Annotated in this window: 16 protein-coding genes; 12 read left to right on the forward strand and 4 right to left on the reverse strand. The window is 71.8% G+C overall.

Features of this window, described 5'->3' with window-relative positions:
* Nucleotides 1-37: 37 nt before the first annotated feature.
* From F4561_RS00190 to F4561_RS00210, 5 genes are all read left to right on the forward strand, one after another.
* Nucleotides 38-907: an LLM class F420-dependent oxidoreductase gene (locus F4561_RS00190; protein WP_184573528.1), complete on the forward strand. Its 870-nt coding sequence runs from the start codon at nucleotides 38-40 to the stop codon at nucleotides 905-907.
* Between the two features lie 144 nt (nucleotides 908-1,051).
* Nucleotides 1,052-1,531, forward strand: coding sequence for an SRPBCC family protein (locus F4561_RS00195; RefSeq protein ID WP_184573530.1), 480 nt, complete (start codon nucleotides 1,052-1,054; stop codon nucleotides 1,529-1,531).
* Complete coding sequence (locus F4561_RS00200; RefSeq protein ID WP_184573532.1) at nucleotides 1,528-1,878, forward strand: ArsR/SmtB family transcription factor; 351 nt, start codon at nucleotides 1,528-1,530, stop codon at nucleotides 1,876-1,878. The genes F4561_RS00195 and F4561_RS00200 overlap by 4 nt, the downstream gene beginning before the upstream one ends.
* A gap of 92 nt (nucleotides 1,879-1,970) precedes the next feature.
* The gene (locus F4561_RS00205; protein WP_184573534.1) at nucleotides 1,971-2,678 is read left to right on the forward strand and encodes a hypothetical protein; all 708 of its coding nucleotides are present in this window, start codon (nucleotides 1,971-1,973) and stop codon (nucleotides 2,676-2,678) included.
* Between the two features lie 78 nt (nucleotides 2,679-2,756).
* Nucleotides 2,757-3,143, forward strand: a complete 387-nt coding sequence (locus F4561_RS00210; RefSeq protein WP_184573536.1) for a hypothetical protein — start codon at nucleotides 2,757-2,759, stop codon at nucleotides 3,141-3,143.
* Nucleotides 3,144-3,805: 662 nt separating this feature from the next.
* Here the strand turns inward: F4561_RS00210 and F4561_RS00215 are convergent.
* Entirely contained in the window at nucleotides 3,806-5,191 is a 1,386-nt protein-coding gene (locus F4561_RS00215; protein WP_184573538.1) for a 6-phospho-beta-glucosidase, read from the reverse strand.
* Between the two features lie 138 nt (nucleotides 5,192-5,329).
* On the opposite strand from F4561_RS00215, the gene F4561_RS00220 reads away from it, so the two are divergent.
* Complete coding sequence (locus F4561_RS00220; protein ID WP_184573540.1) at nucleotides 5,330-6,490, forward strand: carbohydrate kinase family protein; 1,161 nt, start codon at nucleotides 5,330-5,332, stop codon at nucleotides 6,488-6,490.
* Between the two features lie 204 nt (nucleotides 6,491-6,694).
* On the opposite strand, the gene F4561_RS00225 is transcribed toward F4561_RS00220, so the two are convergent.
* The gene (locus F4561_RS00225) at nucleotides 6,695-7,537 is read right to left on the reverse strand and encodes an exonuclease domain-containing protein (RefSeq protein ID WP_184573542.1); all 843 of its coding nucleotides are present in this window, start codon (nucleotides 7,535-7,537) and stop codon (nucleotides 6,695-6,697) included.
* A gap of 281 nt (nucleotides 7,538-7,818) precedes the next feature.
* Here F4561_RS00225 and F4561_RS00230 point away from each other — a divergent pair, with 281 nt between their 5' ends.
* Complete coding sequence (locus tag F4561_RS00230; RefSeq protein ID WP_184573544.1) at nucleotides 7,819-8,079, forward strand: hypothetical protein; 261 nt, start codon at nucleotides 7,819-7,821, stop codon at nucleotides 8,077-8,079.
* Between the two features lie 48 nt (nucleotides 8,080-8,127).
* A complete protein-coding gene (locus F4561_RS00235) occupies nucleotides 8,128-8,505 on the forward strand; it encodes a hypothetical protein (protein WP_184573547.1) in 378 nt (125 codons plus the stop codon).
* Between the two features lie 416 nt (nucleotides 8,506-8,921).
* Here the strand turns inward: F4561_RS00235 and F4561_RS00240 are convergent, their stop codons facing one another.
* On the reverse strand, nucleotides 8,922-9,524 hold the full coding sequence (locus tag F4561_RS00240) for a hypothetical protein (protein ID WP_246437111.1): 603 nt from the start codon (nucleotides 9,522-9,524) through the stop codon (nucleotides 8,922-8,924).
* A gap of 639 nt (nucleotides 9,525-10,163) precedes the next feature.
* On the opposite strand from F4561_RS00240, the gene F4561_RS00245 reads away from it, so the two are divergent.
* Both F4561_RS00245 and F4561_RS00250 read left to right on the forward strand, forming a co-directional pair.
* Nucleotides 10,164-10,787, forward strand: a complete 624-nt coding sequence (locus F4561_RS00245) for a hypothetical protein (RefSeq protein WP_312885075.1) — start codon at nucleotides 10,164-10,166, stop codon at nucleotides 10,785-10,787.
* A gap of 166 nt (nucleotides 10,788-10,953) precedes the next feature.
* Nucleotides 10,954-11,553, forward strand: coding sequence for a sigma-70 family RNA polymerase sigma factor (locus F4561_RS00250; RefSeq protein ID WP_184573551.1), 600 nt, complete (start codon nucleotides 10,954-10,956; stop codon nucleotides 11,551-11,553).
* A gap of 129 nt (nucleotides 11,554-11,682) precedes the next feature.
* Here the strand turns inward: F4561_RS00250 and F4561_RS00255 are convergent, their stop codons facing one another.
* Nucleotides 11,683-12,201, reverse strand: coding sequence for an inorganic diphosphatase (locus F4561_RS00255; RefSeq protein ID WP_184573554.1), 519 nt, complete (start codon nucleotides 12,199-12,201; stop codon nucleotides 11,683-11,685).
* A 55-nt stretch (nucleotides 12,202-12,256) separates the two neighbouring features.
* Between F4561_RS00255 and dacB the strand changes: the two genes are divergently transcribed.
* Together dacB and F4561_RS00265 are read left to right on the forward strand one after the other, a co-directional pair.
* Nucleotides 12,257-13,642: a D-alanyl-D-alanine carboxypeptidase/D-alanyl-D-alanine endopeptidase gene (gene dacB, locus F4561_RS00260; RefSeq protein WP_184573557.1), complete on the forward strand. Its 1,386-nt coding sequence runs from the start codon at nucleotides 12,257-12,259 to the stop codon at nucleotides 13,640-13,642.
* An 18-nt stretch (nucleotides 13,643-13,660) separates the two neighbouring features.
* Entirely contained in the window at nucleotides 13,661-14,116 is a 456-nt protein-coding gene (locus F4561_RS00265) for a GNAT family N-acetyltransferase (protein ID WP_184573559.1), read from the forward strand.
* Nucleotides 14,117-14,126 lie beyond the last annotated feature (10 nt).

The raw sequence follows: 14,126 nt of genomic DNA on the forward strand, positions 1-14,126 counted from the left end.
ATGAAGGGTGGAGCGTACTCGACGCTAAGGACTTCTCATGCGTGTTGGTATGCAGGTTCCCAGCTTCACCTGGGACGGTGGGGCGGACAGTATCGGCCCGACGTTCGGCGGGATCGCGCGCCGGGCCGACCAGGCAGGGCTCGACTCGTTGTGGGTTATGGACCACTTCTTCCAGATCGGGGTGGTGGGCCAACCCGAAGAGCCCATGCTGGAGGGATACACCGCGTTGTCGTACGCGGCGGCGCTCACCGAGCGGATCACGCTCGGCACACTTGTCACCGGAGTGACCTATCGGCACCCCGGTGTCCTGGCCAAGACGGTGACGACGTTGGACGTCCTCTCGGGCGGCCGGGCCTGGCTGGGCATCGGTGCGGCGTGGAACGAGGTTGAGTCGCGCGGCCTCGGGATCCCGTTTCCCCCGCTGGCGGAGCGGTTCGAGAAGCTGGAGGACACGCTGCGGATCGTGCACCAGATGTGGGCCGGGGACGAGAGCCCGTTCCAGGGCACCCACCACTCCCTGGAGCGTCCCCTCAACTCGCCGCCGGCCGTGCGCCGTCCGCACCCGCCGATCCTGATCGGCGGCAGTGGCGAGAAGAAGACGCTGCGGTTCGTCGCCAAGTACGCCGACGCCTGCAACCTCTTCGACTCCGAGGAACTGCCGAGGAAGCTGGACGTGCTGCGGCAGCACTGCGAGGCGGAGGGCCGCGACTACGCCGAGATCGAGAAGACAGCGCTGACGTTCCTGTCCGGCGACGGAAGCGTCAACCAGGCGGTCGACTCCATCGGCCGGCTCGCGGAACGCGGCGTTGACCAGGTCATCTTCTCCCAGGCGACCGGCCAGGACTTCCCCGAGCTGCTCGGTGAAGCGCGCGCCCAGACCAGCGGGATCACGCCCGCCGGTCGCTGACCGCGCGTTCCGCCTCCGGCGGGCCACGGCTCGCCGGAGCGCCGGCTCGGGGAGGGCGTCCGCACGATTTTGTGCAACCGTTCGGTTGCGCTAAAGTGGCCTTGTCTGCAACCGAATGGTTGCGTCTGATGGAGGTGAGGGTGCATGGCGGAAGACCGGATCGAGCGCGACATCTTCGTCGCGGCTCCTGTGGAACGGGTGTGGGACGTGCTCACCGAGGCTGAGCACATCGCCGGGTGGTTCGGCGACAGCGCGCGGGTCGACACCCTGGAGCCCGGCGGGACCATATGGCTGGGCTGGGCCGAGTACGGGGAGTACCCCGCGGTGATCGACCGGGTGGAACCGCCGCGGGCGTTCGCGTTCCGCTGGACGGCCGACGCCAACGACCACCCGGGTGCGGTGAGCGAGCACCCGCGCGAGGGCAACTCCACGCTCGTGGAGTTCACGCTGTCGACCGAGGCCGGCGGGACCCGGCTGTCCGTGGTCGAGAGCGGTTTCACGACCCTGGGTGTGCCGGCGGAGCAGCAGGAGCAGGCCCGGAAGCAGAACATCGAAGGGTGGGACATCGAGCTGGACGAGCTGCGGGAGTACGCCGAACGCCCTGCGGACGCGCTGACGGCGTGACTGGGGACGGCGTTGCGGAGGCGGACGTCCTGGCCGCGTTGGCCGATCCGACGCGCCGCGACCTGTTGGAGGCGCTCGCCGTGCACGGGACGGCGAGCGCCACGGCCCTGTCGGCCGAGCTTCCGGTAAGCCGGCAGGCCGTGGTCAAGCACCTCGCCGTCCTCGACCGGGCCGGGCTGGTCCACAGCCACCGGGAAGGTCGTGAGGTGCGCTACTCGGTTCGGACCGCCCCGCTGAACGCGACCGCGCGCTGGATAGACGCCCTCGCGCAACGGTGGGAGCGCCGTCTGGACGCCATCAAGAATCTGGCGGAACAGGAGGAGCCGGGCGGGGACCGGCATCGCTAGACTTCCCGGTACAGCGGTGCCGGGTCCCCGGACGATCCCCGCTCCACCGCCCCTCCCGGCCCCGGAGACAGCGCCCCCGTCGCGGAGTTCCCATGCGTGCAACCATCACTCCCACCCCGTCCGGCCTGGGCGTCGCCGTGCTCGCGGCGGCCGGTCTGCTGGCCGCTCAGGCGTGCGGCGCCGGCGGATCCGACCCGGGCGAAGGCAACGGAAACGGGCAGGCCACCGAGGACAAGAACGACGAGGCGGGCCTGCAGGAGATCGAGTTCGGCGCTCTCACGTTCCGTGTCCCCGAAGAGTGGGAGCCCCACGACATGGAGTACTCCCAGATGCCTATGGGCGGCGGCGAGGAGGCGCACGACGAGTGGCTGCTCGTGCAGACCAACCCGGAGGAGGAGTGCGACCTCGACGCCGGGATCACCCCGGGCGAGGACTACGGGTGCGCCCACGTGATGCTGCTCGGTCCCGGATCGATCGCGGTCGGCCACGGGCTGGGCGAACTGAGCGAGGACAACCCGTTCGCGCTGGGGACCAACCCCGGCCCGTGCGCCGAGGGCATCGAGACCGGCCTGGAGGAGCCGGCCAACCCGGCGGAACCGAGCGTCGCCGAGGACGCGGAGATCGGAGACGAGACCGTCCCGTACCGCGAGTGGGCCCTGGCCTGTACGGCGGACCCGCAGACACCGGAGCTCGACTACCACCTCCAGCGGACGTGGTACCTGCCCGACGCGCTGATCGTGGACAACTGGTCCACTGACGGGCTCGCCGAGTACGTCGCGGGATCCGAGCTGGCCACCTGAGAGGTCCCTGGGCGCACCGCTCTCCGGAACGCCCGCGCGGCCGGCGGGTACACTCAGCCCGCCTGAAGGCGGGGGGAGATGGGTAGGGAGGACGGCATGGGTCTGCTGCTGATGCTCTTCGCGCTGATGTTCCTAGCGCTGATAGTCGTCGTGGCGGTGGCCGGCCTCCGGTTTACCGTGCTGGAGCTCATGGAGCGCGCAAGCGGGCCGGATCAGGTGAGCGGGCCCCGCTACCAGGTGCCGCCGGCCGGCGCCGGCGGCGAGACCCAGGTTGGCGGGTACAGCCTGCTCGCGGGGCCCGAGGACGCGGAGCCACCACTGGAGATCTCCGAGGCCACCGTCGTGTGTGTACGCGAGCTGGTCGCCGCGGGCCGGGAGCCGCACGCGGTCCAGCTCGTCCAGGCGCAGACCGGGGTCGACGCGCTGCGGGCCCAACAGATCGTTGGCTGGATCGTGGGCCGCTGATCGCGGGGATCCGCCGGCGCTTGCGGCGATCTTGAGCATTTGGTTCCTGCGCGGCGCTACGGGGTTCGGGGTTTTCGGTGTGTCGGGGCGAGTGCCCTCGGATGGGGGTACGTTCGTCCGGTGCTGGGCGCGGATGGGTGCGCGGCCAACGAGGGCGGCGAGGACAGCGGGTGGCCGGCCCGCGGTGGTCGCTTCTGGTGCCCGGTGGTGGCGCCCCGACGAGGGCGGCGAAGGCCCGCCGGCCCGGTGGGAGTCGCCCCTTTGCGGGCGCCGGTGCTCCCGCCCGGCGGCGGGGCGCTCGCCGAGGGTGACCGTGGGGACATTCTCGGCGCTGAATATGTCCGCACGGTCACCCTCGGTGCGGACCCCGCATCCACACCTGACCGGTGTGCCGTGTTTCGCCCGAAGTCTGCTGCCGCGGCCACGACCGATGGGGCCCGGCCGCGGGCCAGGCCCCCGGTCGTCGGGCGCGCCACCCTCGGGCACCCGTTGCGACCACCGCGGGCCGGCCCATCCACCGTCCTCGCCGCCCTCGTCGGAGGCCGCACCACGTGCCCACCGCGGCGATGGGCACCAAACCGGGCGCCTTCCCACCCCACCACCCCACAACACCGAAACTCCACGCTCTCGGGAAGGAACGGAATCCGCAAGATCAGCGCAGTTCAGGGCTGTGGCAGCGTGTTCCGCAGTTCGGGGAACGCTTTCAGGTAGCCGCGCAGCAGGTCGCTCGCCGTCGTCACGGAGTCCACCAGCGGGTGGGTGGCGAACGCGCGCAGGGCGGCCGCGCGCGAGCCTGAGCGTACGGCCTCGATCACGTCGCGTTCCACCGCCTTGACCGCGTGCACCAGCCCAGCCTGGTGTCCGCTCAACCGGCCCACAGCGAGTGGGCGTGCGCCGCTCCCGTCGACCAGGCACGGGACCTCAACGACCGCGTCGCCGTCCAGGCCGGCGATGGCGCCCCGGTTGCGCGTGTTCAGGACCAGCCGCGCCGGTTCGTCGCGGGCGACGGCGCGCATGACCGCGAGGGCCACCTCCTCGTACCCGCCGCCGTCGAGGTCCTCCTCGCTGCGCTGGACGTCCCCCGCGGCGCGGCGGCTGTCGGCCATGTAGCTCCGCTCGCGCTCCAGCCGGGCCCGGTCCCACAACTCGAACGCCTGGTCGGGATGTGCCGCGGCCGCACGGTAGAACGTGTCCTGCTGGGCGACGAGTTGCTCGCCGCGGGTCGGTCCGCCGCCGGCCACCGTTTCGGCGACGGCCGCGTGCGCCTCGCGCGCCATGTAGTAGTAGTGCAGGTACTCGTTGGGCAGGGCGCCGATCGCGCGCACCCAGTCGGCACCGAAGAGGCGCCCCTCCTCGAACGAGTCGAGCGCGCCCTCGTCAGCGAGCAGTTCCGGGAGCCGGTCGCGGCCACCCGCCCAGAGGCCGGTCAGCCAGCCCAGGTGGTTCAGGCCCGCGTAGTCGAAGCGTGCGCCGGCCGGGTCCGCCCCGATGGCTCGGGCGGCCCTCCGGCCCAGGCCGAGCGGGGAGTCGCAGATGCCGATGACCCGGTCCGCGAGCACCTCCGACATCGCCTCGGTGACCAGCCCGGCCGGGTTGGTGAAGTTCACCACCCAGGCGCCGGGGGCGTTGGTGGCGATCGACCGCGCCAGGAGTTCGGCCACGGGGAGGGTGCGCAGCCCGTAGCTGATCCCGCCGGCGCCGACGGTCTCCTGGCCCAGCACCCCCGCGTCCAGCGCCACGCGCTCGTCGAGCACCCGGCCCGGCATCCCGCCCACGCGGATCGCCGAGAAGACCATGTCGCAGCCGCGCAGCGCCTCGTCGAGATCGGTCAGTGCGCGCACGGTCAGTGGGGGCTCGCCATGGGCAGCGCGGTGTGCCGTGCGCTGCTGGTCGAGGACCGCGCTGATCGCGCGCAGCCGGCACGCGTCGGAGTCGTACAGCACGACCTCGCTGATCGCCGCCCCGCCCGGGCGCAGAGTGTCGCCGAGCAGTGCGCGGTGCACCAACGGGACGCGGAACCCGCCACCGCCAAGGATCGCCAAGCGCACGCGCCACCCCTTCTCGCCGAACCAGGGCCCACCCTACGCGCGGCGGGCCGGCCCGCCGCGCGCACAGCACCCTCTCGTGTCGTTGCCTTTGCATACCCTGCACATCTAGAACGCTTTCGAACTGGGCAGGGATTCGACATGGCGAGTCAGACGCGCGCCGAAGGAGAGGGGCACGCCACGGAGCAGGGTTACGACAAGCTGGAGTCCACCCCGCTCGTCGGCGAACGGCGCGATGTGTTGGCGGGGGCCCGTGAGCCGGACAGCCCCGCGATCGACCTCGCGCTGAGCGGCACCGTTTTCTTCGACATCGTCCTCACCGGGCTGGCGGCGCCACCCGCGTCGGGAACCGAGGTCCCGGCCGAAGGCATGGGCTCCTGCCCGGGCGGGGTGGCCAACCTGGCGGTCGCCGCGTCCCGGCTCGGGCTGCGCACGGCCGTGTCCGCCGCCTTCGGGGAGGACGTCTACGGCGAGTTCTCGTGGGAGACGCTGGAAGAGCAGGAGAAGGTGGACCTTTCGGCGTCGCGGCGCATCGCCGACTGGCATTCCCCGTTCACCGTCTCGCTGGCCTACCGCGGCGACCGCAGCCTGGTGACCCACGAGCACCCGTCGCCGGTTCCCCTGTGGGACATGGCGCGGGGTCTGCCGCAGGCGCGCGCGGCGTTCGTGAGCCTGTGCGCCGGGGACGAGGTCCCCGAATGGGCGCACGCCCAGGCGGCCAACGGAGCGAAGATCTTCGCCGATGTCGGGTGGGACGACAGCCAGACGTGGTGCGACTCCGTACTGGAGCAGTTGGAGCACTGCTACGCGTTTGTCCCCAACGCCATCGAGGCGATGTCCTACACCCGTACGGGCAGCCCGGCGTCGGCGCTCGCACTGCTCGCCGAGCGCGTGCCGGTGGCGGTCGTCACCGACGGTCCCCGCGGCGCAATGGCGGTCGACCAGGTCACGGGGGAGAGTGCCGAGGTCGACGGCCTCGTCATGGACACCATCGACACCACCGGGGCGGGTGACGTGTTCTGCGCCGGGTTCGTCGTCGGAACGCTCGCCGGGTGGCCGCTGGAGCAGCGCCTGCGGTTCTCGAACCTGGCGGCGGCGTTGTCGGTGCAGCACACCGGAGGGTCGCTCTCGGCTCCGGGGTGGGCGGACATCGCGGCATGGTGGGTGCACACGCACGCGGGACACAGCGAGACCGATCGGCGGCTGGCGCGCGAGTACGCGTTCCTCGCGGAACTCGTTCCGATGCCGTGGCTTCCCACCGAGCAGCGGCGGGCCAGCGCGACGATCGGGCTGCGGCACTGAGCGGAGCGGCGGGCCAGCGATCGCGCCGACCCGCGCGCAGCGACGGCGGGGCGTCGTTCGCGTTCGGTGGCGGGGGCGTCGAGAGTGTCCGCGGCGTCGTTCTCGGCGCTGAACGTGTCCCCGCGGCCAGGGTCGGTGCACAACGGCGCGGTGCGGTCCCCGTCACGTGTGCCGCGGCCGAGGTGAGCGGCGCGTGTCAGGGCGTCACGGGGAGAGCGGCCAGGTCCCGTCGATGACTGTTCCGTGCCCGGGTCTGCGCTCGTCGAGCCACCGCTGGCGGTTGCGTGCGTAGTCGAGCGCCCACTGGATCTGACGGTCGTGCAGGTCGGACAGGCTCATTCCGGCGAGGTCGGGGTGGCGCGCGCCGATTTCGCGCGACAGCTCCAGGCACGCGGCGGCGTCGCCGTGCGCGGTGTGCGCGCCGGCCAGCGCTACCCCGTAGAACTCGCACATGGCACCCAGGTTGCGCGGGCCCCGCCGGTAGGGGTCGACACCGCGGTCGATGACCAGGGGGTCGATGATGGGGCGCGGCGCACCGGACAGCCGTTCGGTGAGCGGTTTGAGGTCGTGCCGCCGTAGCTCGGCGGCGAGCACGCCGAGGTCGAACGGCGCGTTGAAGATCGCCATCCCGGTGCCGGCCGCCAGCAGTTCGGTGACCGCCTCGGCGATCTCCCCGAGGGCCTCCTCGGCCGGTGCACCCTCGGCACGGGCGGCCTCGGTGCTGATGCCGTGGATCTCGACGGCGTCAGCGGGGATCTCACGGTCGCCCGGGTTGACGAGCCAGGCACGGCTGGTGCCCGAGGCGTCGACCAGCGCCGCCGAGACGAGGAACGCCTCGCGTGGGTCGTTCGACGAGGTTTCGCAGTCGTAGCCGACGATGGGGCGGGTGTGCCAGCCGGGGTGGTCACCGCGCGGCGGCGGGGTCGGACGGGGCTCGTGCTCGGAGCAGTAGCTGCGCCACCGCCCGTTTTCCCTGAGCACCACGCCGGCCCCGGTGGCCACGGCGGTCCCGCACGTGGTGCAGGTGCCCGGATAGCGATTGCGCATGGGAGGCTCCACTCTTCTTTGACGCTCGCGGCAATGGTAGAGGCGGTGTGTGACAGCGCGGGCCGGTTCCGCAGCACACGCGGGAGGCCGCCGGCGGAACACCGGCCGGCGCCACGCCGTTCCGCGGCGAATTCGTCCATCCGAGCTGCACATGGGGTGCGACGGGCCAGGGTAGACACATCTAACGTGCGGGACGCCGTGCGAATGGAGGGGCCAGCGGGGACGCCGTGGCAGTGCGGCGGGTCCCCGGCCGACGTTGCCGGTCGAGGGAAGGGGCACGTATGAGCCTGGACGAAGCGGCACGTCAGCTCGAGGCAGCCGTGCACGACGCACGGGTGTCCTTCGACTGCATCGAGCTGGAGGACTTGGACAGGGCGCACACGAACGCGATCACGGCTCGTGCGGCGGTCGACGCGGCCGAGTACGCAATTCGCGTGGAGCTGGAACGCCGTCAGGAGCAAGAGGCGGACGAGGAGGCGGCCTCGGACGCCGAAGCCGGTGCGAGCGCGGGGGGCGAGAGCGCCGACGACCGGAGCGGGTAACTCGCCGCCTGTCGAACAAGAGTTCGGTTCTCCGGCTATCCTGGGAGCATGTCCGACCAGCGACTGCCCGCGGACTGGCCGGCGGGCGTGCACCCGCCCAGTTCGGAGTCCTTCGAGCGCACCGCGGTCAGTTGGCTGTTCGACCATCTCCCGGCCGACTACCGGATGCACGGCGTGCTGAGCCGGCACCCCGTCGCGCTGTCGCGGCTGGCCCGCCAGCACGTCGCCGGCGCCCTGGAAGGGGCGCGCCAGGGGTATCGCGCCGCGCGCGTCGACCTGCGCGATGTGCTCCCACCGCACGCGATCGACCAGGTTATGCACGCGTACCTGGCCGAGGGCCGGCGGATGGCGGTGGCGCTGCGGGCCATCGAGGTGGTCGATGACGCTCTGCGCGCCACCGCCACACAGCGGACCCCGGAGACCTGAGCCGCGGCCGCACCCCGCTCCGTGTGCGTTGACGCGCTCTCGGGTGAGGCCGGGAGACTCCGGCCCGTAGCGCGTCGCGCGGCACGTCCGCGGTTTCCCGCCTTCTCGCCCTGTGCCGACCGTGGGTTGGTCGCGCGCCCCCTACCGCGAGGGCTTCGCCGCGGCCCCGCAGCGGGGGTCGGCTTTTCCGGTGGCACCCGAGGCGGTGGCGCTACCGGGTGCTGTTCCGCCGGGCGGGCGAACCGGCGCCCCTTGCCCCGCTGCCCGGGTGATTCGGCTTTCCCCGTAGCTGGGCGAGGGCGCTCCCGGGATGGTTGCGCCTCGTGTGGACCGCGCCGGCGCCACTCCACTGGATGCCACGGGTCCCGTCACGCCGTTCCCGGCCGGGCCCGCGCCGCCCCTGTGCTTTGGATCGGCTACGGTCCGGTGACCCGGACCACCACGGCGGTATCGGTGCCGGTATTGATCAGTTGGTGGCGGTGGGTGTCGCCGAGTACCCGGGTCCGGCCCGCGGTGAGCTCCTGCACTGCCCGCAGCGCGCCATCTGGAGCCGACGCCACCGTGTGGGCGCGACCGTGCGCCAGGTGCAGCACATCGGTGCCGGGAGCCCGGTAGCCGCGGGTGCCGAGCCGGGGGAGGGCGACAAAGCCGTTCGGCTCCACCGCCACCACCGTGACACGCATGCGGCCGCGCGCGTGGCGGCGAACGGGACGCGGGGCGCGTTGCCAGCGACCGCGCCGCTGCGGCCACAGCGTTGGCCGGGACAGGACCGCTGCCGCCGCACGGGCCGCGGCGGCGAACCGGCCGACCGTGGGAGTGCCGCGGGCCCTGAGGTGGGCGTAGCCGGTGGGCTGGCCGGCGAGTGCGATGTCGCCGATTCCGGAGATGTCGTCGGGGAGCGCTGGGGGTTCGGGAGCGGGGTCGCGGCCAGGCAGGCCAGCGCGCTGCGGAGTTTTCCGGATACGAAGGGTGGTATCCGCGCTGGGTCGGGGAGCGATCGATGGGGAACCGTGTGTCATTCTCTGGCGTGATCCTTCGTGATGCGCGCCGGATCGATGGCATCGGCGCTGGTGGGTCGGCCGTTCGGCACGGACCGGCGCCTGCCGGGCAGGCGAGAGGGGTCCGTGGCGGCCGGGGAGGTCAGGCGCGGAGCGGCGCGAGCGCGCGGTGCGCGGTCTCGCTCAGCGGCGACAGCGACACGAAGGAGCCGGACACGACGCACCGGCCAGGCGGCGAGAGGCCGACCGGGACCACATGGATGCCGGGTGCGTAGGCGACTGCATAGTGGTTAGCAGATCAACAGCGGAGTGCGATGTCAAGTTCCCCGGGGCGTGCCGCGCTGTAATGCCGCGCACATCCCGCCGCGGCCACGGACCCGCAGCGGCGAGCCGCCGGAGAGCCGCCGGCAGGACGCGGCACGCCCGCGGTGGCCCGCGATCGACGTCCGTAATGGGACCCCTCAGGCGGCCGGAATTTACCTCGGACGCATTGCGGCGTGGCGGGGTGGACCAAGAGAATCCCAACGCGTCCTGTTACGCGTTCCCGCGAGACGGAGCGGCAGGACAGCGGGACCGCGCCCGTGGACCGTCGAGCCGGGCACGGGAGGTGACAGAGTGGAGGACGCCGGACCGGCTCGTCGCATCGGAGGATCCGCCACCGTGCCCGAGACGGCCGGAGCGACGCTCGCGCGCCTTGCCGTGCGCGCACTCATCGCCTGCTCGGCCGGGGTCATGGCGACCGGATTCCTGCACTGGAGGGCGGGCGTGCTGGTCGCCGCACTGACCGCGCTCAGCTTCGTTCTGGTCAGCACCGTTCCCGCCTCTCTGCGGATCCCCGCCCCCTACGGCCGCGGAAAGCTGCTCCGCGAGCTGCGCAGGCACGGCTACCGGAGCGTCGCCGACGGCCTTTCCCGCTACGTGGTGGTGGGGCCGGGCGGGGTGTACCTGCTGGACACGCGCGCGTGGCCGCACACGGTGTCCCGCGGCCCCGGTGACTGGCGGATCGGGGCGCACCCGGCCTCGCGCGCCGTTCGCCGGGTGGTCGAGCGCGCGGGGCGGTTGGAGCGGGTCGCGGAGAGCGCTGTTGGGACGCCGGTGCCGAGCGTGGTGCCGGTCATCATAGTGGCGGGGCGGCTGCCGGAACCGGTCATGCGGGCGGGACCCGCGGTCATCGCGCGACCGCGCGGCGTTGTCCAGTACCTCGCGGGCCAGCCCGAGGTGCTCGAACCCGAGTGGTGTGCCGAGCTCGCCGCGGCGATGGCGGAGTACCTGGACGGGCGCTGAGACCGCGCGGCCCGACCCTGCGGGCCCCATGGCCGGGCGCCGGGCCCGCGCTTCCGCGGCGGCCGCGTCGGGAACACGCGCCGAATCGCGGAAAACATGGGGGATCGCTACTTATTTCGGCAAAGGTGATGGTCCCCCACCGCGGTAAACCGTAGATTCGTAGAATATGACGGACCGGGACCTGCTGCACGCCCTGCGCTCCAGCCGGGTGCGCCCATCCGAGGCCTATGCCCGGCTCTTCGACGCCTACGGCGAGGAGCTCTACGAGCTGTGCTGGACGCTGCTCGGTGACGCCGACGTCGCGCAGACAGTCCTGCGCGACACCTTCATCGTCACTCGGGCGCACATCGACCGGCTGCCCAGCGAGCGCAGGTTCCGCGACTGGCTGTTCGCTGTCGCCGAGGCCGAGTGCGAACGCCACCTGCGGGTCATCCGGGCCGAGTACGTCGCCGAGGCACCGGAGCCCGGCGTGCCGCGCCCACCCTGCCTGCGGGTCCGTGTTCTCAGTGGGGTCACGGGCCCCGACCTTTCCGGTTACCGGGCGCACATCGCGCAGCGGGCCGACGCGTTCGACCGGCAGGGCTTCCCGGTCCCGCCTTCGGCTCGACACTCCGAGTACCAGACCACGCACCTGCTCCCCGGCCTCGTTGTCGCGGCGTGCGCGCTGCTGATCGTGGTTCTGGCGGTCTACCTCATCACCCAGCAGACCCCCGAGGACACCGCGTCGTGGATCATCGACCCGAACACGCACGGAAGCGACGGCTGAGCCGTGGCGGTCCGGACAGCGCACGAGACGAAGGACGGCCGCCGCGCGCAGCGGCGGCTCGCTGGGGGATGCGGCGGTGCGCGTCCGCACCGCGCATCGGGCGGCCCGGCCCGGCTGGCCCCGGGCAGCTCAGTCCTGGGTGATGTGCGAGGTGTCGCCGTGTCCCCCGGCCGCCTCGGCCCGCTTCACCGACGCGGCGATCTCCTGCTCGGCGTCGTGCCGCCCGGTCCAGGTGGCACCCTCGACCGACTTTCCGGGCTCCAGGTCCTTGTACACGCTGAAGAAGTGTTCGATCTCCAGCCGCTCGAACTCGCTCACGTGGTGGATGTCACGCAGATGCTCCATCCGCGGGTCCGTCGCCGGGACGCACAGCATCTTGTCGTCGCCGCCGGCCTCATCCCGCATCCGGAACATGCCCACGACCCGGCAGCGGATGAGGCAGCCGGGGAAGGTCGGGTGCTTGAGCAGCACCAGAGCGTCGAGCGGGTCCCCGTCATCGCCGAGCGTCCCCTCGATGAATCCGTAGTCGGCGGGGTAACTGGTCGAGGTGAACAGCATGCGGTCCAGACGGATCCGACCGGACTCGTGATCCATCTCATACTTGTTGCGCTCGCCCTTAGGGATCTCGATCGTGACGTCGAATTCCATGCTGTTCTTGGCTCCCCTTACGACTATTGTCGCTACGTAGTTGGAAAGTTCTCCGATGTCAACGGAAAGCAGGTACGGGGTGCGGCAGGTGCGGGCCCGAGCGCTGCTCACCTTGGCCACGCTCAACGTATTCGTGCTCGTGGCAGGTGTGGTCGCGCTGGACGTCGTCGAGTCCCGCCCACCGGCGACGGTGCCGTTTCCCGCCGCGTACATGGAGGACGCGGCGGAAATGGCGGCACCGGAAGCCGCGCCGATCGACCCCGACCGGCTCGCGGACAAGCTCGATGATCCCATGTCCGGTTCCGGGCTTGATGACGGGCTGTCCGCTTATGTCGCTGACGCCGAAACCGGCACGGCGCTCTACGACCGCGACGCCGCGGAGAGCGCGGTTCCCGCCTCGACAACCAAGATCGTCACCGCGATCTCCGTGCTGCACTCCGCCGGCCCCGACGAGACCATTCGCACCAGCGTGGTCCGCGGCCCTGACGACCGGATCATTCTTGTTGGCGCTGGTGACCCCACCCTCACCAGCAGCAGCGATCCCGACGCGTACCCGCGTCTGGCGACGCTGGACGAGCTCGCCGACCAGACCGCGGACGCGCTGCGGGAGTCCGAACTCGACTCCGTCAGTCTCGGTTATGACGATTCCCTCTTCCCCGGATCTGACACCGGGCCCGGCTGGAAGCCCAACTACGTCTCCGAGGGCAGCACCGCGCCGGTACACGCCCTGATGCTCGACGGCGGGCGGGTACACCCCGACGAGCACTACAGCGAACGCGAGGACGACCCGCCGCGGGCCACCGCCGAGGCGTTCGCCGACCGGCTCCGCGAGGCCGGCGTGGAGGTCTCCGGCGGGCCTTCCCCCGCCGAGGCCGGCAGTGGCGCCGACACGCTGGCGAGCGTGGAGTCAGCGCCGATCTCCGCTCTCGTGGAGAAGATGATGCTGGAGAGCGACAACAACCTCGCCGAGGCGCTGTCCCGGCAGGTGGCGATCGCCGAGGGCGAGGAGCCCTCGTTCGAAGGCGCCGCCGCCGCCACCCGCGGGATTATCGACGAGCTCGGGGTCAGCGACGTCCACGTCGAGGACGGCAGCGGGCTGTCGGTGAACAACCGCATCACCGCCAAAGCCCTGGCCGAGATGCTGCTGCTGGCGGCCGACCCCGAGCGGCCCGACCTGCACTACACCCTCACCGGCCTGCCCACCGCCCATTTCACCGGCACCCTGGGCGAACGCTACGGGAACCAGAGCAACTCCTCCGCCGGCGCGGGCGTGGTCCGCGGCAAGACGGGCACCCTGAGCGGCGTCAGCACGCTGGCCGGAACCGTCTACGACGCCAACGGCCGCCTGGTGGTCTTCGCGTTCATGGCCAACAATCCCGCGGCCATGGGCAGCACCCTGGACACCTTCGCCAGCGCGATCGCCGAGTGCGGCTGCTCGTAACCCGATGCGGAGGCCAACGTGCGAGTCGTCGTCGACGACCTTTCCGGCCCGGAGATCGCGGCGTTCCTCGCCGCGCATGTCCGGGAGATGCGCGCGGTCACCCCGCTGGAGAGCAAGCACGCCCTGGACCTCGACGGCCTGCGCCAACCCGGGGTCACGTTCTGGTCGGTCCTGGACGGGGAGACCATCGTGGGCTGCGGAGCCATCACGCGGTTGACAGCAGGACACGCCGAGGTGAAAGCGATGCGCACCGCACCGGAGCGCAAGCGCAGCGGGGTCGCGTCCCGACTGCTCCGGCACATCATCGCCGAGTCGGCGCGTATGGGGTTCCTGCGGCTGAGCCTGGAGACCGGCTCCGGCGCGTTCTTCCAGCCCGCCAGGAAGCTCTACGAGAAGTTCGGGTTCACCTACTGTGCGCCGTTCGGCGAATACCGGCCCGACCCGGAAAGCGTGTTCATGACCCGGACACTGTGAATGCCCCGGT

Origin of the sequence: Lipingzhangella halophila, assembly GCF_014203805.1 — a bacterium.
Classification (GTDB): domain Bacteria; phylum Actinomycetota; class Actinomycetes; order Streptosporangiales; family Streptosporangiaceae; genus Lipingzhangella; species Lipingzhangella halophila.

Coding starts and splice junctions, on each gene's coding strand:
- F4561_RS00250 (WP_184573551.1), top strand. CDS start 10,954: ATGACGGACCGGGACCTGCTGCACGCCCTGCGCTCCAGCCGGGTGCGC.
- F4561_RS00255 (WP_184573554.1), bottom strand. CDS start 12,201: ATGGAATTCGACGTCACGATCGAGATCCCTAAGGGCGAGCGCAACAAG.
- F4561_RS00190 (WP_184573528.1), top strand. CDS start 38: ATGCGTGTTGGTATGCAGGTTCCCAGCTTCACCTGGGACGGTGGGGCG.
- dacB (WP_184573557.1), top strand. CDS start 12,257: ATGTCAACGGAAAGCAGGTACGGGGTGCGGCAGGTGCGGGCCCGAGCG.
- F4561_RS00195 (WP_184573530.1), top strand. CDS start 1,052: ATGGCGGAAGACCGGATCGAGCGCGACATCTTCGTCGCGGCTCCTGTG.
- F4561_RS00225 (WP_184573542.1), bottom strand. CDS start 7,537: ATGCGCAATCGCTATCCGGGCACCTGCACCACGTGCGGGACCGCCGTG.
- F4561_RS00220 (WP_184573540.1), top strand. CDS start 5,330: ATGGCGAGTCAGACGCGCGCCGAAGGAGAGGGGCACGCCACGGAGCAG.
- F4561_RS00230 (WP_184573544.1), top strand. CDS start 7,819: ATGAGCCTGGACGAAGCGGCACGTCAGCTCGAGGCAGCCGTGCACGAC.
- F4561_RS00205 (WP_184573534.1), top strand. CDS start 1,971: ATGCGTGCAACCATCACTCCCACCCCGTCCGGCCTGGGCGTCGCCGTG.
- F4561_RS00210 (WP_184573536.1), top strand. CDS start 2,757: ATGGGTAGGGAGGACGGCATGGGTCTGCTGCTGATGCTCTTCGCGCTG.
- F4561_RS00235 (WP_184573547.1), top strand. CDS start 8,128: ATGTCCGACCAGCGACTGCCCGCGGACTGGCCGGCGGGCGTGCACCCG.
- F4561_RS00240 (WP_246437111.1), bottom strand. CDS start 9,524: ATGACACACGGTTCCCCATCGATCGCTCCCCGACCCAGCGCGGATACC.